This is a genomic window from Actinophytocola sp. KF-1 (assembly GCF_054661535.1).
This window is the reverse complement of the sequence record NZ_BAAFVK010000008.1, coordinates 1-17,174: the sequence shown is the minus strand read 5'-3', so window position 1 is coordinate 17,174 and position 17,174 is coordinate 1. Positions and strand designations below refer to the sequence as shown.

12 protein-coding genes, 4 tRNA genes and 2 pseudogenes are annotated in these 17,174 nt (G+C 68.2%); 12 read left to right on the top strand and 6 right to left on the bottom strand.

The window, feature by feature from the left end:
• Positions 1–13: 13 nt before the first annotated feature.
• The gene (locus ACYQ77_RS23960) at positions 14–673 is read right to left on the bottom strand and encodes a DUF305 domain-containing protein (protein ID WP_459714937.1); all 660 of its coding nucleotides are present in this window, start codon (positions 671–673) and stop codon (positions 14–16) included.
• Between the two features lie 137 nt (positions 674–810).
• On the opposite strand from ACYQ77_RS23960, the gene ACYQ77_RS23955 reads away from it, so the two are divergent.
• On the top strand, positions 811–2,199 hold the full coding sequence (locus ACYQ77_RS23955; RefSeq protein ID WP_459714936.1) for an LVIVD repeat-containing protein: 1,389 nt from the start codon (positions 811–813) through the stop codon (positions 2,197–2,199).
• A gap of 46 nt (positions 2,200–2,245) precedes the next feature.
• Here the strand turns inward: ACYQ77_RS23955 and ACYQ77_RS23950 are convergent, their stop codons facing one another.
• Positions 2,246–3,040 carry a hypothetical protein gene (locus ACYQ77_RS23950; RefSeq protein ID WP_459714934.1) on the bottom strand — a complete coding sequence of 265 codons (795 nt, stop codon included), beginning with the start codon at positions 3,038–3,040 and terminating at the stop codon, positions 2,246–2,248.
• 165 nt (positions 3,041–3,205) lie between these two features.
• Between ACYQ77_RS23950 and ACYQ77_RS23945 the strand changes: the two genes are divergently transcribed.
• The 5 genes from ACYQ77_RS23945 (at position 3,206) to ACYQ77_RS23925 (ending at position 6,210) form a co-directional block, all read left to right on the top strand.
• A tRNA-Val gene (locus ACYQ77_RS23945) sits at positions 3,206–3,277 on the top strand.
• A 2,149-nt stretch (positions 3,278–5,426) separates the two neighbouring features.
• Positions 5,427–5,852: an SsgA family sporulation/cell division regulator gene (locus tag ACYQ77_RS23940; protein ID WP_075123646.1), complete on the top strand. Its 426-nt coding sequence runs from the start codon at positions 5,427–5,429 to the stop codon at positions 5,850–5,852.
• Positions 5,853–5,944: 92 nt separating this feature from the next.
• Positions 5,945–6,017: transfer RNA gene (locus tag ACYQ77_RS23935), tRNA-Gly, on the top strand.
• 45 nt (positions 6,018–6,062) lie between these two features.
• Positions 6,063–6,134 (top strand) — tRNA-Cys (locus tag ACYQ77_RS23930).
• Position 6,135: 1 nt separating this feature from the next.
• Positions 6,136–6,210 (top strand) — tRNA-Val (locus ACYQ77_RS23925).
• A gap of 14 nt (positions 6,211–6,224) precedes the next feature.
• Here ACYQ77_RS23925 and ACYQ77_RS23920 read toward each other — a convergent pair.
• Positions 6,225–7,358 (bottom strand): tyrosine-type recombinase/integrase, encoded by a 1,134-nt coding sequence (locus ACYQ77_RS23920; RefSeq protein WP_459714932.1) that lies wholly within the window; start codon positions 7,356–7,358, stop codon positions 6,225–6,227.
• Between the two features lie 174 nt (positions 7,359–7,532).
• The gene (locus tag ACYQ77_RS23915; protein WP_459715789.1) at positions 7,533–7,778 is read right to left on the bottom strand and encodes a helix-turn-helix domain-containing protein; all 246 of its coding nucleotides are present in this window, start codon (positions 7,776–7,778) and stop codon (positions 7,533–7,535) included.
• Positions 7,779–8,059: 281 nt separating this feature from the next.
• Here ACYQ77_RS23915 and ACYQ77_RS23910 point away from each other — a divergent pair, with 281 nt between their 5' ends.
• Together ACYQ77_RS23910 and ACYQ77_RS23905 are read left to right on the top strand one after the other, a co-directional pair.
• Positions 8,060–8,314 carry a hypothetical protein gene (locus ACYQ77_RS23910; protein WP_459714930.1) on the top strand — a complete coding sequence of 85 codons (255 nt, stop codon included), beginning with the start codon at positions 8,060–8,062 and terminating at the stop codon, positions 8,312–8,314.
• Positions 8,295–9,194: a hypothetical protein gene (locus ACYQ77_RS23905; RefSeq protein WP_459714928.1), complete on the top strand. Its 900-nt coding sequence runs from the start codon at positions 8,295–8,297 to the stop codon at positions 9,192–9,194. Before ACYQ77_RS23910 ends, ACYQ77_RS23905 begins: the two co-directional genes overlap by 20 nt.
• Before the next feature lie 401 nt (positions 9,195–9,595).
• On the opposite strand, the gene ACYQ77_RS23900 is transcribed toward ACYQ77_RS23905, so the two are convergent.
• A protein-coding gene (locus ACYQ77_RS23900; protein ID WP_459715787.1) for an IS3 family transposase occupies positions 9,596–10,752 on the bottom strand; the annotation gives its coding sequence in 2 pieces (ribosomal slippage) (positions 9,596–10,482 and positions 10,482–10,752; 1,158 coding nt in all).
• 352 nt (positions 10,753–11,104) lie between these two features.
• On the opposite strand from ACYQ77_RS23900, the gene ACYQ77_RS23895 reads away from it, so the two are divergent.
• From ACYQ77_RS23895 to ACYQ77_RS23885, 3 genes and pseudogenes are all read left to right on the top strand, one after another.
• Positions 11,105–12,982, top strand: coding sequence for a hypothetical protein (locus ACYQ77_RS23895; protein ID WP_459714925.1), 1,878 nt, complete (start codon positions 11,105–11,107; stop codon positions 12,980–12,982).
• 112 nt (positions 12,983–13,094) lie between these two features.
• Positions 13,095–13,424, top strand: a pseudogene (locus tag ACYQ77_RS23890) (hypothetical protein); the annotation flags it as partial.
• A 211-nt stretch (positions 13,425–13,635) separates the two neighbouring features.
• A pseudogene (locus tag ACYQ77_RS23885) lies at positions 13,636–13,740 on the top strand (transposase); the annotation flags it as partial.
• Positions 13,741–14,166: 426 nt separating this feature from the next.
• Here the strand turns inward: ACYQ77_RS23885 and ACYQ77_RS23880 are convergent.
• Positions 14,167–16,263 (bottom strand): MMPL family transporter, encoded by a 2,097-nt coding sequence (locus ACYQ77_RS23880; protein ID WP_459714923.1) that lies wholly within the window; start codon positions 16,261–16,263, stop codon positions 14,167–14,169.
• Between the two features lie 92 nt (positions 16,264–16,355).
• On the opposite strand from ACYQ77_RS23880, the gene ACYQ77_RS23875 reads away from it, so the two are divergent.
• Positions 16,356–16,853: a MarR family winged helix-turn-helix transcriptional regulator gene (locus ACYQ77_RS23875; RefSeq protein WP_459714920.1), complete on the top strand. Its 498-nt coding sequence runs from the start codon at positions 16,356–16,358 to the stop codon at positions 16,851–16,853.
• The last annotated feature ends 321 nt before the right edge of the window (positions 16,854–17,174 follow it).

Here is a 17,174-nt window from a genome sequence, read left to right as displayed (position 1 = left end):
TGCGGGTTTCCGCTCAGCCGTTCAGCCACTTCTGCATGCGCCGGATCTCGTCGGACTGCTCGGCGGTGACGTCGTCGGCGATCTCCTGCACCCGGATGTCGACGCCGTTCTTGCGCACCTCGTCGGCCATGGTGAGCGCGCCCTGGTGGTGGGCGATCATCAGCTGCAGGAAGAGCTTGTCGAAGGCCGCGCCCTTCGCGTTCTTCAGCGCGTCCAACTGCTCGGCCGTCGCCATGCCCGGCATCGCGGCGCCGCCGTGGCCGTGCGGCGCGTTCGGGTTCACCGTCGGCACGGCGTGCTGGGACAGCCAGCGGTTCATCATGTCGATCTCGGGGCCCTGGACGTCGTGGATGCGGCTGGCCAGGCCCTTGACGTCGCTCGACGCGGCCCGCTCCGGCGCCAGCCCGGACATGTACACGGCCTGCTGGTGGTGCACGATCATGTCCTGGACGAACCGCTTGTCGGCGTCGTTGGGGCCGGGCTGCTCGGCGACGCTGGCCTCGCCCGGGGCGATCGTGCTGGCCTCCTCCCCGGGCTTGCCGGGGACGATGACGGGCACCGAGTTCGTCGGTGGTGGCGGTGGCTCGCTGGTGCAGCCGGCCAGCACACCGAGGGTGAGCAGTCCACCGACACCCACCGTGACCAGGCGGTATGTCCAGTAAGTCGCGTTCACAGGAAAACGGTTTCCCATCTGCCGGTCGGCGAAGATTAGATCTAGTTTATTACCGACCCAACTGTTCATAATGTGTCATCCCAACGGCACGAGAGGGGACCGTCGTGAGCTCCACCCTGCGCGGCTGGCATCGAAGAGTGTCAGTCGCCGCGATCGGCGCAGCAACCCTGGCGATCGGCGTGCTCACCGCGCCCGGGGCGTCCGCACAGGACTTCCCGGCACCGGACGAGATCGTCAGCAGCCCGAACATGAAGCACGAGCTGAACATCCCGCCGACCGCGCCGCTCGCCGGCGCCGGCTCGACGGGCACGGACATCGCGTTCCAGGGCCGTTACGCGTTCGTCGGCAACTACCTCGGCTTCACCATCTACGACATCAAGACCCCCAAGAAGACGAAGATCGTGAGCCAGGTGCTCTGCCCCGGCTCCCAGAACGACGTCTCGATCATGGGCAACCTCCTGTTCCTGTCCACGGACTCGCGGCGCAGCGACGACTCGTGCGCGTCGACGAGCCAGCCGGACGGTACGAAGGCGTACTGGGAGGGCATCAAGATCTTCGACGTGAGCGACAAGCGGGCGCCGCGGTACATCAAGTCCGTGGAGACCGCGTGTGGCTCGCACACGCACACCCTGGTGCCGTCGAAGGACCGGAAGACGGCGTACCTCTACGTGTCGTCGTACAGCCCGTCGGCGACGCTGTCGAAGTGCCAGCCGCCGCACGACCTGATCTCGATCGTCGAGGTGCCGCTGAGCAACCCGACGTCGGCCCACGTCGCGGCGACCCCCGTGCTGTTCCCGGACGGCGGCAACCCCGGCGACGGCAACTCCTACCCGAACGGCACGTCCGCCACGACGGGCTGCCACGACATCACCGCGTACCCGGAGAAGGACCTCGCGGCCGGCGCCTGCATGGGTGACGGCGTGCTGTTCGACATCTCCAACCGCCTCGCCCCGCGCGAGCTGAGCCGCGTCCAGGACGACGAGCACTTCGCGTTCTGGCACTCGGCGACGTTCAACAACGCGGGCACCAAGGTCGTCTTCACCGACGAGCTGGGTGGCGGCGGCGCGGCGACCTGCAACGCCGAGATCGGTCCGGAGCGCGGCGCGGACGGCATCTACGACATCACCGGCCGTGGGGACAACCGCAAGCTCGTGTTCAAGAGCTACTTCAAGATCGACCGCTACCAGACCGACGACGAGAACTGCGTCGCCCACAACGGTTCGCTGATCCCGGTCAAGGGCAAGGACATCATGGTCCAGGCCTGGTACATGGGCGGCATCCAGGTGTGGGACTTCACCGACTCGTCGCACCCGAAGAAGATCGGTTTCATCGAGCGCGGCCCCGCGGCCGACCCGGACACGGGCGGCGGCAGCTGGTCGGCGTACTACTACAACGGCTACATCTTCTCGTCCGACCTGGGCAAGGGCTTCGATGTGATCAGCATCAGGGACCCGCGCACGGATCCCGCCAAGTCCGTGCGGATGGATGAGCTGAACGTGCAGACCCAGGGCAGCTACGGCCGCTGAGTGGTGCGCACGTGAGGGGGCCCCGCCGGTCGGCGGGGCCCTCTTCTCATGCGAGACCGCGCAGGTCCCCGGTCATCTGCGCCCGCAACAGCCGCCCGACCGGCCGCCCGGTGTCGTCGGGCACGGTGACCCGCACCAGCTCCCCGGCTTGTTCGACGTCCGCCCCGCCCAGGAACTCGTCCCAGGGCTCCCGCGTGGACGGCACGGCGCCGTCGAGCGCTGTTTCGACGTCGTCGAGGTCAGCGTCGAGGCAGAGCACCTCGGTCCCGTCGGCCCGCACCCCGGCAGCCGTCCCGTCGATCCGGGCGGCGACCACGTCCCCGAGACAACGCGCGAACCCGGCGACCACGGGATCCCCGGCAAGCGTGTCCTCGCCGGCCTCCGTCACCCATTCGACACCCACCCGAGCCGGAGCGAACGCGAACGACCCGGCCGCCGTCCGCACGGCGTTGAACTCGTTGAGCTGCACCACCCCGGCGAAGGGCCTGTCCCCGAGCGAGATCTCGAAGTCCTCCCCGGACGTCCAGAGCGTGCCCCCACCCTGTTCGACGGCGTCGATCCCCTTCCCCCGGAGCACACCGTCGACGGCCGCGACGTCGTAGTCACCCCACAGGGCCGCACCCCACCGAGGCGCCCGCCCGACGACGATCCCGTGGTCGAAACCCCTCGGGTCCACCCCGAGAGCGTCGTCGACACGGCGCGCGTAGGCCGCGATCGTGCCGAACCCGTAACCCTCCAGACCGCGGAACCGCTCCCCCAGCTCCCGAACCCGGGCAGGAGCCCCGTACTCGACGGCGACCCGGGTGTCCTCGGAAGCCCGGACCTGCCCCAGCGCCCCCATCAACCCATCCACCGGCGCGGGCCCGGGCGCCGACTCGCCGGCACACCCCCCAAGCCCCGCGATCGCGACAACGGCAAGAACCGCAGGTAAACGCACGAACTGATCTTATGGCGACCCTCCCCGAACCCCGCCGAGAGGCATCGGGTAGTCTTCCGACATCACCGAGGGCGATTAGCTCAGCGGGAGAGCGTTCCGCTCACACCGGAAAGGTCACTGGTTCGATCCCAGTATCGCCCACCCTCGACGATCGGCCCGTGCTCACTGACAAGCACGGGCCGATCGTCTTTTCTTGGGTCGCTCCATCTGACGGAGTGCTGTCGGGTGTGTTCCCCGCTCGGCCTTGCCTCACTTGGCGGGCAGCGCGCTCACGAGTCCGACGCTGCCATCCGGGGGCACCTCTCGAACATGTTCCTCGCCCGGCTCTCGTAGGGCCTCCATTCGCCGGTCCGTCCTCGCGCGTCTCCGCCCCGCCTCTCGCAGCCCGCCTGTGCCCCACTGAGCGTCCTCGCCCCGTCCCACCACGCCGCCCCTTCCCTCGCCCAGCTCGCCTAGGGGTTCATCGCCCCGCCTCTCGCAGCCCTGGCCTCCCTTCGCCAGTCCGTCCTGGCACGTCTCCGCCCCGCCTGTCCCAGCCCGCCTATGCCTCGCGATCCCGCTGAGCGTCCTCGCCCCGTCCCCGCCTGCGTCCCAGCACGCCGCCCTTCCCTCACCCAGCCCGCCTACCGGTCCTCGTCCGCCGCTCGCAGCCCACCCCGTACCTCGCCCCATCCCGCAGGCCGACGTTTCCCTCGCCCAGCCGCCTACCGTTCCTCGCCCGCCTTCCGGCTCTCGCAACCCGCCCTATGCCTCACCCCGTCCGCCAATCCGCCCTCGCCCGCGATATCCCTCGGCACATCCACCAGCCGCCCTCGTCGCCTCCGCCAACCTCTCGCCAGCCTGTCCGTTCCTCGCACCATCCCTCCCCGACGGTCCCGCGGTACTCATGCGGTCACTCAACCCGTCCCCCCAATCCGTCCTCGCCGCCCTCGCCTGCCTCGCCACGCCGCCCTCGCCTGCCCTCGCCTGCCTCGCCTCGCCTGCCCTCGCCTCACCTCACCCGCCCCTCGCCTCGCCCGTCCTCGCCCGTCTATGCCGGTCCTCGCGCCTCGCTGTCGGGCCGCGCCCGTCGCCCGCCCATCCCTGCGGCCCTCCCTCTCCCGCCGGATCTCGCCTTCTCGCTACCCCTCGCTCGGTCTCGCCCGGTCCCCTCCGGCCCTAACCAGCCCTCGCCGGTCCCTCGCCCGCCCTCACCGTTGCTCGCCGCTCCCTAACCGTTCCTCGTCGGCCACCCGTTCTCGCCGCTCCCTCGCCTTCGCCCGTCCTCGCTGGCCCCTCGTCGCGTCTCGCCCTCGCCGGGCCCTCCCCTTTGCCTCGCCCGGCCGCCGATCCGCCCTCGCCTGGCTGCCCTCCCCTCGCCCACTCCGCTTGCCGTCGCCATCCGACCCTCGCCGCCCGGACCCGTCACGCGCCTCCGCCACCCCACCGCCTTGGCCCTCCACTCGGCACATACCTCCGCCAGGCCCCCTCCGGTCCGCGCCTTGCCGAACCCTCCGCGCGACATGCGGTGACGAAGGTCTCGCGCAAGTGGGTGCACCTCCCAGCCGGACACGCTGCGTACTCGAACTCGCCCTCCCGCCCGGCGGGACCGGCAATTGCCCCGCCGCCCGATGTGGCGTATGTCACTCGCGAGGCCGCGCATCCGACTCCCCGGCAACAGCCGTCGCCGGAGCGGCAGCCACTTAGCACGATCGACACGCTTCTCGCCTGGTCAGCGGCGTGTTGTCCGGTTCCGACCGTCCAAAGCGGTAGCCACGCTGACACTTACCGTTGTTGACCAAGACCGGAATTCACCCGATCGGAGGGGCTTTAGTCCCTGAATGAGTGGTCATAGCCAACTCCCAGCCGAGTCGGGCCAGGTCGGTGTTGATCATTCGCGAGGTGGGCATCGTCCTGGTTGGACTATCGATCACCCGTATGGGTCAGCACGCCTCACCCGGTTGTTCACCCTGGTGACAGGGCAGGTTCTTTCCCGACTCAAGTTGGTGTCCTGTTAGGGGAAATTCTGGTTCGCTGCGGGTTGTATGGCCCTACCCTGAGGTAAGTTGCCGGGTGGTACGAGCAACATTCGGGCAACGGCGCTACCGGGGCGCGGTCGTTCCTTGCCACCATGGCGAATGACGGAACGAACCGGCTCACGCAGCGTCGCGGACCGGGTGCGCTCTGCTGAACTGCTTGACCCGGATGGGTGAACTGCAAGGGTTGTGCGACCGAAAGGGCTCCTCCAGCCGTCACAGGGGCAGGGACTCAGTCGTTTCCAGGCTGGGAAGGGAGAGAAGGGGTAGCGACAATGCGCAACGACCACGTAACGCTCCGCTCAACAGCGGTGTTCGACCTTCTGGCACCGAGGACCCCAGCGGTCCCGGTGAAGGTCGAGCTGCGCTACGACACTCGTGATCCCTACGCCGTTGTCGCGGCCTTCCGTACCGGCCGGGCCGGGTGGGTCGAGTGGGTGTTCGCCCGCGACCTGCTCGCCGACGGGCTCATCGCAGAAGCCGGCAACGGCGACGTCCGGATCCGCCCCGCGGTCGACGACCCGGAGGTCGTCGTCATCGAGCTCAGCTCGCCGTCCGGCCACGCCGTGTTCGAGGCGTCGGCGCAGGAACTGGCCGACTTCCTGGACCGCACGTACGACGTCGTGGTGCCGGGCAACGAACACCTCTGGGTGGACGTCGACGAGGCCCTCACGCACCTCATCTCCACCGATCTGACGTGAGGGGGACCCCCCTGTGATCGTCGATTTGGGCATCGGATAGAGTTCCGCTCACACCACGGGGAACACGGAATCCGTTCCACAGCCCCAGGTTCGCGGACGTAGCGCAGCTGGTAGCGCATCACCTTGCCAAGGTGAGGGTCGCGGGTTCGAATCCCGTCGTCCGCTCGAGAAGGGGAATTCCCATACACCCCAACTCCACGCGGTAGCCACGGCGGCGTGGCCGAGTGGCTTAGGCAAGGGCCTGCAAAGCCCTGTACGCGGGTTCGATTCCCGCCGCCGCCTCGGGCGATTAGCTCAGTGGGAGAGCACTACCTTGACACGGTAGGGGTCACTGGTTCAATCCCAGTATCGCCCACCAGGTATACACACTGGTCAGACGGCCTGTTGGTGATCATCACCGACAGGCCGTTTCTGCATTCTGGGAGCAAATTGGGAGCAACTGATCTTGACCACACTTGCGTCCCAGTAGTGGTCACCCGCATCCCTGCTCCCACATTGCTCCCACCGGCGCTGGAGCCCGTCGAGCATGGCGGCGATCATGGGTGGGGTGACGTGGGAGTAGATACCGGACACGCCCTTCTGTCGGTGGCCCATGCGGCGGTGCCGCAGCACGTCCGGAACGTGGTCCTCGATCAGCCACGTGTTATGCGTGTGACGTAGATCATGAAAGTGCAGACCAGGTGTGATCGGGTCCCAGCCGCGTTTGACGTCTCCGGCGACGGCAGGCAGCCAGACCCGTCGCCGGAAGTTCGCCCGGCGATGCCACCCACCCTCCACGGCGGTGAACACATACCGCGCCCCCGGATGTGACGCGCGCAGCTCGGCGAGCAGCTCGACCACGAACGGCGGCAGGTGCACGATACGGGCGCTGGCCTTGGTCTTCGGCGGCCCCAACGTCAACGTTCCACTGACCTCGTGCAGGGCCCCGTCCTTGGCGTCGATGCTCAACTGGCCGCGGTCCAGGTCGACGCGGCGCCACTGCAGACCGGCAAGTTCACCCCACCGCATCCCACCGTACGCGGCCATGATCATCATCACACGATCCATCAACCGCGCCCGCCCCGCGATCAACGCCACCTGCCCCGGAGTCGCGACAGGCCGCTCCTCCCCGCCGCCGGTGTTGATCCGCAACCGACGGCGCGGATTCGCCGCGATCAGCCCCTCGTCGACGGCTTCGTTCATGATCGTCGAGAACAACGAGACCACGTCCTGCACGGTGGGCTCCGCCAGCGACCGGCGCAGGGCCTTGACCCAGGCCTTGACCGTCATCCGCCCGATCTCGCCCAACTCGGTCTCGCCGAAGCGGGGCAGGATGTGGTTCCGCAGATGCGAGTCGTACTTCGCCCACGTCCCCGCACCCACATCGTGCGCGTCCGACCACCGCCGCACCCACTCCCCCACACACGTCTGCGCCAACCGCGGATCCACAAACACCCCCGTCCGCTGCTCGGACTCCACATCAGCCGCCCGATCCGACGCCGCACGGTACGAGGTGAACCCAGTCACCGACTGCACACTCCCATCCGGCAACCGGTACCGGACTCGAAACCCCGACCCGTGCTTCTCCACCCACGCCATCCAGCACCACTCTTCCCTTCGACGGTGACTGCCCCGACCAACCACGCGGGGACACGGCACCATGGACGCTCCGTACACCCCAGAGAGCAAGCCCGTATGTGGTCACACCCGCCCATCAGGTGAACCACCCGGCCGACCGCCAGCCCGAGATCGGCGGCCATGCCGCGGCACCGCATCCCTGGCCGGGCGGGCACCGTCAGCCACGATCGCCTCAAGATCCGCACGCGAGAACCGCAAATGCTTACCCACAAAACAACACGGCACCCGACGCTCCGCAGCCCGACGCCGCAACCACGACTCCCGCACCTGCAACACCTCAGCCGCCTGCGCCGGCGTCAACAACAACACCTCACCCACCACAACTCCTCCCAACACCCTCCAACCGGACACCCCTTAACTCCGAGATTTCGGTCCATTGGGGACACCGAGGAGCCGAATTTCTGTCCCAAAGCGGGTCCGTACATTCGGAGGGCGGGTCGCGGGCTGAGGACACACCAGTCTCACTCGATCGACATCGCCGCCGAGGTAGGTCATGATGAACGGGTGTGCCCAGCCGTGTCTTCCGGGCAGCGCGCAGAGCATCCGCAGCGCCGTCCGTGTCCTCTCTAGACCTGTTCGCGGTCCCTGCGGTGTTCACTCAGAACCCGTTACTCGACACCGGCCAGTTCATCGATGAAGCCAAGAAACGCGGCCTGTCCATCACACTCGACGACCTGCAACACCTGCACACTCACGGCACGCTGTTCTCCCTCTTCCGGGTCAGCGACACCGCGGCCACAGGCCGACGGATCAGCGGAAGACCCAGCATCGTCAGCCACAACCCCACCGACTGGGCCTGGGAAGCCGCTGCCGAAGGCCGCCTACATGACCCGTACCACGAGTGATACAGCACGGCATGGTCCCTACCGGCGGGCCCGCGACGAGAATCCGCGCGACTGGTGGAACGGCTTCGTCTACTCGCCCTGGCAACTGCTCGAGCTCCCCCACGCGCTATCCCTTCACAACTACACCACAGCGTTCGGGCATCGCCCGAACCATCGACACCTCGCGCGACACGGGAGAACAACCCTCGCCCTGGCCGCCCTTTCCGTGAAATATCTGCCTACAGCAACCGGCAGGATGACCATCCCGACCGGGATGTCCGAAGGTGACTGCTGGAAGATCCGCACCGACGCTGACACAGCAAACCTGATCAAACTCGCCGGCGTCTCCCCCGACCAATTGCTGCCATACGCAGAACACTTCCTGGGACGAGCACACTCGAACGATCCCATGATCAAATGGTTGCCGCTGGCCCGCCACGCGAGCTTCGACGCATGGATGAAACTCAAAGAACAACCTCTGGCCTGCATGTGGCACCGAATCGGCGCCGAAGTGCTCCTGCTCGCCCATGACGACCTGGCCTACACGGGGACCGTCCTACCGTTACCGGACCTATCCGACGCCACGTTCTGGACTCCCCTGCACGACCGGCTCTCCTCCAGCAACGCCAACGCCGCCACGCTCGAACGCGCCCTGGGCGACTTCGACCTTTCGCCTCACCCCAAGGTGCTGGCACTCGTGGAAGGAAAGACCGAGCGCAACCACATTCCCCGCCTGCTCGCCGAAGTCGGCCTGAGCCACCCCCGAAGAAGTCCTCCGCGGCGCCTACCAAGCCGCACAACTCCACCACCGCGGCAGCGCACTACTCATCATCACCGCCGCCTGGACCGGCTGCCGCTGGGGCGAACTCGCCGCCCTCCAACGCCACAACACCCACCTTGACGACTGCCTGATCATCATCGACCCCGACATCGGCGCACTCAAAGAAAGCACCACCCGGCAATGGCTCGGCCCACCCAAACCCGCCGCCAGCGCCCGCACGATCACCCTCCCCGCCTTCCTCGCCGTCCTACTCAAACACCACCTCGCCACCCACGACCACTCCCCCGTCTTTCCCAACACCGACGGCGGATTCCTTTGGCGGTCGAGCTGGCGCACCCGAACCTTCAACCTCGCGTTCGACGGCAACCAGCATCTGCCCAATCCGCGCGAACGGCTCTATCCGATCCGGCCTGGCCTGACGTTCCACGAGCTACGACACAGCCACAAAACCTGGCTCATCGCCGCCGGCATACCCGAGATGGGACTGCCCAGACTTTGGTTGACGGTTCGGGTGTGGTGGGTCAGGCCGCGTGTGCGGCGGTGTGGATGGTCTCAAACTCGACCGGGGTGAGTCGGCCCAGGCGTCGTTGTCGGCGGCGGCGGTGGTAGGTCTTCTCGATCCAGGTGATGATCGCCAGCCGTAACTGGTCGCGGGTGGCCCAGCGTTGGCGGTCGAGCACGTTCTTCTGCAGCAGCGCGAAGAACGACTCCATGGCGGCGTTGTCGCCACACGCGCCGACCCGGCCCATGGAGCCCGTCAGGCCGGCGGTGCGGAGCGCGGCGACGTATTTGCGGGACCGGAACTGGCCGCCGTGGTCGGAGTGCACGATGGTCCCGGGTGGTGACCGGCGTGCGATGGCGTTGCGCAGAGCGGCGACAGCGAGGTCGGAGGTCATCCGATCCGCCATGGAGTAGCCGACGATCCGGTTCGAGGCGCAGTCTTTGATCGCGCAGAGGTAGAGCTTGCCCTGCCCGGTCGGGTGCTCGGTGATGTCGGTCAACCACTTCACGTCCACCGCCGGTGCGGTGAAGTCCCGGGCGACCAGATCGTCGTGCACCGGCGGACCCGCTCTTCGGCTCAAACCATGTTTCCTGGCGTGGGCCGACCACAGCCGCTGAGCCGAGCACAGCCGGTTCACTCGGTTCTCGCTGGCCTGGTGCCCGGACTGGCGCAACTGGTCGGCGATCAGCCGGTAGCCAAACTCCGGATCGTCGGCATGCACATCAACTGCGGCGTTCGTCAACTGCGCGTCCTCCCAGTCCCGTCGTGACACCGGGTCGCGTTTCCACTGGTAGAACGCTTGGGTCGAGAACCCAAGCACCCGACAGGTCACCGCCACCGGCACACGCACCGGCGAGTCTGGGGCAGCGAGATCACGGACCAGCGGGTAGATCATTTTGGGTTGATATCCCGTGCCAAATACGCCGCCGCCCGTCGCAGGACTTCGTTCTCCTGCTCGAGCAAACGGTTACGTTTCCGCAGCTCACGCAGCTCAGCCGACTCCTCCCCGGTAACGCCGGGACGCTTGCCGTCCTCGACATCAGCCGCCCGCAGCCAGTTCGCCAGACACGACTCGGAGATCCCGAAATCGGCCGCGACCTGCTCCAACGGCGCATGACCCTTCCGGGCGACCGCGACGACATCATCTCGGAACTCACGTGGGTAGGGCTTGGGCACAACGACATCCATCCAGCGAGGCAGAACCTCACAGATCAGATGTCAACCAAACCCTGGGCAGTCCCCCCTACCCACGGTGCGGTTGAGCAACACCGCCCACCGCACCCAGCCGGACCGCGGGTCAGCCGCCTCCACGGGACCGTCCCTCACCGAAACGAGGAAGCACACCGCGCCCTTCCAAACGCCCAGCACCGGTCGAGCCCGACCCCGCGAGACCAGCTGCACTCCCGATATCGAGGGCTACTTCCAGCCCGTCCGTGCGTCTCTACCGATCGCCGCGTTCACGGTAACTCCACCTCGCCACCCGCTACAGGTGGTAGGACGGCGCATCCGGTCGTGCCAAGCTCTTCGAGTGATCGAGGACCTGACCGCCGACGAGCAGGCGTTGGTCGACGCTTCCTGCGCGGGGCGCGTGTTGACCTGCGACGACGGCATGGAGATCCGCGCGGGGCTGATCCGGGAGCTGATGCTCGGCCGGCGCGGCGAGCCGGATCCGCGCGGTGTCCGCCTCGCCAACGCCCACGTGGTCGGCACGCTGGACCTGGCGCACGTCACCGCGACAGTGGGGCTGAGCCTGACCGGGTGTCTGATAGCGGAGCGGATCGTACTCACCGCGGCCACGTTGCCCTGGCTGGTGTTGCAGGGAAGCCGGCTCAACGGTGGGGTCCGCGCCTCTGTCCTCCGTGTCAGCGGCGATGTCGACCTCAGCCGATCGACCATCACCTGCTCGATCGACGAAGGCGCACTACGGCTGAGAGACGCACATCTGGGCGGCATCGTCCTGGACGACGCGGAGGTGCACGGCGGATCCGGCCCGGCGCTGTCCGCCGACCGGCTGACGGTGGACAGCATCATGCGCCTGTCCCGGACGCGACTGACCGGCCGGGGTGAGCAAGGTGCGATCCGCATGCACGGTGCGCACATCAACGGTGAGCTGGACCTACGACACACGAAGGTCCGCAACGACACGGGACCGGCCATCAACACCACGAACGTCACCGTCGACACCAACCTGTTCCTCTCCCACGCCGAGGTGACCGGTAGTGGGGACAAAGGGGCCGTTCGGGTGTCCGGCCTGCGCGCCGGCGGTCTGCTCGTCCTGGACCGCGCGGACATCCGCAATCCGTCCGGTCCCGGTGTCCGCGCTGACGGCGCGCACATCGGCGGCGAGCTCACCCTGCGGGACACGCGCGTGTCGGGGGAAGGGAACCTTGGCGCGGTCTTCCTGCGCGGTGCTCGCGTCGCCTACGACCTTCAGGTGATCGACGCGGTGGTGCGCAACGGATCCGGGCCTGCCCTGCAGGCAAACGGCCTGCAAGTCGCGGACCACGTCGTCCTGCTTCGGAGCCAGGTGTCCGGCGCCGGTGAGGCCGGGGCGATCAACCTGCGGGAGGCACAAGCGGGCGGGATACGTTGTGTCCGATGTGACGTGCATGCCACGACAGGTCCCGCGTTGGTCGCCGACCAGTTCCAGGCCAAGGGGCCAATGGTGCTCGAGAGCACACAGCTGTCGGGCGACGGCGAGCACGCCACGGTCACGCTCGCCTCCGCACGAGTTGGCCAGCAGTTCTCCATGCTCGACACCACGATCGTCAACCCGTCCGGCCCCCTGCTCGACGTCACGGACTTCACCTACGGCACGCTCGTGGGCAAGGACTGGCGCGAATGGCTGAACCTGATCCGCAACCACACCGCGGCGTACCGGCCCTCGCCCTACCAGCAACTCGCCGCCGTCGAACGCGCGGCCGGCCACGACGGCAACGCCAGGAACATCCTGATCGCCCAACAACACGACCTGCGCCACCGCGCACCCACCGCGTTCGGCAGCCCGCTCACCAGGTGGTTCCACTGGCTGTGGGGAGCCCTGGCCGGCTACGGCTACCGCGCCCGCCGGACCGCGCTGGCCCTGCTGATAGCTCTGGCCGCGGCGAGCTCCGTCAGCCTGTGGGCCGGCCACGTCACCACCGAACACAGCCAGCACGCCGCCACACACACCACCGCCACCACCACACCAGGCGCACCCTGCTCCACGATCGAACTCATCGGCCTCGGACTCGACCGCGGCCTCCCCCTCGGACCGACCGGCCTGCGCACCCGCTGCGACCTGGACACCGGGTCCACCGCCGGACAGGTGTTCACCGCGGCGCTGTGGCTGGTCCAGGCCGCCGTCTGGGGACTGGCCACCCTCGCCCTCGCCGGCTACACCGGCCTGATCCGCAAAAGCGGATAGCCGACCCGAACTCGCAACCAGCGGTCGAGACCATCCACACCCACCTCAGTAAGCATGGACCGGCATACGGCACACCGACCAAGCACACGCAACTCAAGCAGACTTGTCCCCAGTGGAACCTGGCTCACAGCTTGAGACGGGCGAGGGCGGACTCGACCCGCTCGTCATATCCCCTGGCACGACGACCGCGTACGCGGCACCGTCGACACCGTACGCAAGGAACTCGACCGCGACGGGTTCCTCCTCCGCTACGACCCCGCACGCCGACGGCGGCGTCGACGGCCTCCCGGCGACGAAGACAGCTTCCCTCGCCTGCACCTTCTGGCTCGCCGACGCCCTCCACGGCACCGGACACACCGACGACGCCCACACCCTGTTCGAGAAACTGCTCGACCTCCGCAACGACGTCGGCCTACTCAGCGAGGAACACGACACCGAACAGCAGCGGCAGGCCGGCAACACACCCCACGCGTTCAGCATGGTCGGACTCGTCAACACGGCACTGCACCTCATCGGGAGCGAAGGCTCAGCTTTCGTTCGCTTGATCGGATCGTCGTGGTATCGGCGTGTCGTTGATCAGATAGGCCAGGGTGTCCGGTGGACAGGTCAACGACCAAGAAGACCAGTGTTACCGGAGATCTGGGGCCGGCGTAATGGTGGCGGGGCGTGTCGATCTGTCCGACGCGCAGTGGGCAGTGCTGGAGCCGTTGTTGCCTGCTGGGAAGAAGCCGGGGCTTCCGCCGCCGTGGAGCAAGCGGCAGCTCATTGATGGGATCCGGTCGCGGAGTGTGGTAGGCGCGCCGTGGCGGGTCCTGGCAGACGGTGTATGGGTTGTTCAGGCGCTGGCAGCGGGCCTGGGCCTGGAAACGGATCCTGACCGGGTTGCAGGCCCACGCGGACGCCGCGGGGCGAGGGGATCCGCCTGGCCAGCACCGGTTACGGCCGACGGCGGACCACCCCAGGACCCGCGCGCGCTGCTTCACCTCGGCACCTGGCCGACCGGTGACGTTCAGCATGCCGAGACCCGACGCCGAACGCCTCGGCGAGCTCGGCCGCCCGGTTCCTCGTGCACGAGCTGGGCTCACGCCGCAACGGTGCACGTGGCACGACTGCGGACCGAGGACCGAGTCGCCAAGGTTGTGCCGACCGCGGGGTTCATCCGGGGTGGATGGGCAGGCACTCCCTCACGATCGTCGCGACAGGGTCGATGGCCACCAGATTCGGCGGCCGATGTCGATGGCGAGGGCGGGGACGAGAAGCGATCGGACGATGAGGGTGTCCAGCAGGACACCGAAGGCCACGATGAAGGCGATCTGTGCGAGGAAGAGAATGGGCAGGACCGCAAGCGCCGCGAACGTCGCGGCGAGCACGACACCGGCGGAGGTGATGACACCGCCGGTGATCGTGAGTCCCTTGAGGACCCCCGCCCGCGTTCCCGAGCTGATCGCCTCCTCGCGCACGCGTGTCATGAGGAAGATGTTGTAGTCGATACCGAGAGCGACGAGGAACACGAAGCCGAAAAGGGGTACGACGGGATCTGCTCCTGGGAAGCCCAAGATGTCATTGAACACCACGGCGGACACACCCATCGTGGCGGCGAACGACAGGACGACGGTCCCGACGAGGAGCAGTGGCACCAGCAGCGCGCGGAGCAGTAGCGCGAGGACCACGAAGATCACGACCAGCACGGTGGGGATGATCACGTCGCGGTCGCGCTCGGAGATGGTCTGCGTGTCGAGCAAGGTCGCCGCGCGGCCGCCCACCTCGGCGTCGGCCCCGGGAACGGCATGCACCGCGTCACGCAGCCGCTGCACGGTCGCGGTGGCCGCCTCGGAGTCGGCCGGGTCGGTGAGCGTCGCCTCCACCCGTGCGAGGCCGTCGACCACGCGCGGCGCACCGTCGGCGTCCCGGGTGACCGCGACGTCGCCGACGCCGACGACGCGGGCCGCCGCCTCGACGCGCCCGATCTGATCGGCATTGGCGATGACGACGGCCGGGGATCCCTCGCCCGCGACGAAGTGGTCGGACAGGATTTCCTGACCCGCGACGGAATCCACCTCGTTCAGGAAGATGTCCGACTCGGACGTGCCGGACGCCCGCAGCTGTGGGAGGAACGCCACGCCGACGAGCAGGACCGCCGTCGTGCCGACCCACACCAGCCGCGGGCGCGCGGCGATCCGGTCGGCGACCCGTCTCCACAGCCCGGAGTTCTCCGGGTGCGGTGAGCCGAGCGCGGGCCGGAACGGCCAGAACGCGGACCGGCCGAGCAGTGCCAGGACAGCGGGGAGGAAGGTGGTGGCGGCCACCAGCGCGGCGGCGATGCCGATCGCGGCCACCGGGCCGAGTCCCTGGTTGGACCGCAGGTCGCTGAACAGCAGGCACAGCACGCCGAGGATGACGGTGCCCGCGGACGCGGCGATGGGCTCTATCGTCGCGCGCCACGCCGAGCGCATCGCGGCGAAGCGGTCCTCGGTGTCGCGCAGCTCCTCGCGATAGCGGGACACCAGCAGGAGCGCGTAGTCCGTCGCGGCGCCGAACACGAGGATGAAGAGGATGCCCTGGCTCTGTCCGTTGAGGTCGATCACGTCGGCGTCGGTGAGCAGGTAGACGACCAGGCTCGCGAGCCCGAGCGCGAACACTCCCGAGATCAGGACCATGACCGGCAGCACGGGGCTGCGGTAGACGAGCACGAGGATGACCGCCACCACCGCGCCCGCGACGACGAGCAGCAGTCCGTCGATGCCGCCGAACGCCTCACCGAGGTCCGCGCCGAGCGCGGCGGGGCCGGTCACCAGCACCGTGAGTCCGTCCGGGCGTCCGTCCGCGAGAAGTGCGCGGATCTCCGCCACCGCGTCCGCCGGATCGACCCCCGCGTCGATGGGCACGAACAGGCGCAACGCCGCTCCGTCGTCGGAGGGAAGGGGTGGCGACACCTGCCCGGCCACCCCGGAGATGCCCGCTAGCTTCGCCGAACGGCCCGCGAGGAAACTCGTGTCGTCCGGCGTGATGCCGCTCTGCCGCTGCGCGACAACGATGGCGGGCACGACCTGCTGTTCGGCGAACAGGCGGTCGCGCGCGGCGACGTCGGTGGACTCGGCCGACTCCGGGAGGAACGCGGAGTTGTCGTTCTCCGCCACCTCGCTCAGCTTCCCCGCGAACGGTCCGCCGATCCCGCCCACCACGAGCCAGGCGAGCAGCACCAACGCGGGCACCAGCCACCTGCGCACCGGTGGCCGCCGGGGCGTCGCCGGCTTCTCCTCGTGCACGACCGCCTGAGGCATGGCACACCTCCAGATATTTCCATCGTCGAATATTTCTACCATGGAATGATCCGGTGTGCAGAAGGCGGTGGTACCACCGCTAACATCGGCGGATGGACGGCGACACGATCACGGAGAGGCGGGAGTCCGACCGGGAGCTGGCACGTCTCCTGCGGCAACTCATCGTCGAGACCGATCGCTTCGCTGAGGCGTTCGCCGAGGTCCACGGCATGCACAGGACTGACGTGAACGCACTTGTGGTGATCATGGACAGCCAGCGCCGCGGCGAACCGGTTTCGCCGACTTCCCTCGCCAAGGCGCTCCAGTTGAGCGCCCCGGCCACCACCGCGCTGCTCAACCGGCTGGAAGCCGCCGGGCACGTGACGCGCGACCGCGACCCGTCCGACCGGCGGCGCGTCGGCCTCGCCATGGCGAGTACGGCCATGGCCCTCGGTGAACAGTTCTTCCGCCCGCTGGCCGGCGAACTGGCCCGTGCGTGGCGCGACTACACCGAGGAGCAGCGCGCCACGATCCGGAACTTCCTCGAGTCGAGCATCGCGGCGACGATCAACGTCCGCACCGGCGTCGCCGACCCGGACCAGTCCGGCTAGCCCGCCCACATGGCCGCGGTCGGTGATGCCGCCAGCCGTAGCCCGCGGTCAGCGCACAGCACCTGGATCGCCTCGACCCGCTGCTTGCCGAGGCGCAGGGGATCGAAGACGGTCGGCCGGACCGCTGACGGAAGATCGTGGCGGCATGAGCAGTCTCGTCGCACCGCTGTCGGTGATGACCGGCGGTGGCACGTACCGTTCTCGATGATCGTCAGCCGGGTATTCTGCCCGCGTGAAGCCAGCCAGTGACGAGCTGACCCCAGACGGCGGCGAGGACCTCGCTCCACGCCCGCACGTCGAGCAACTCCTGTCGATCCACAT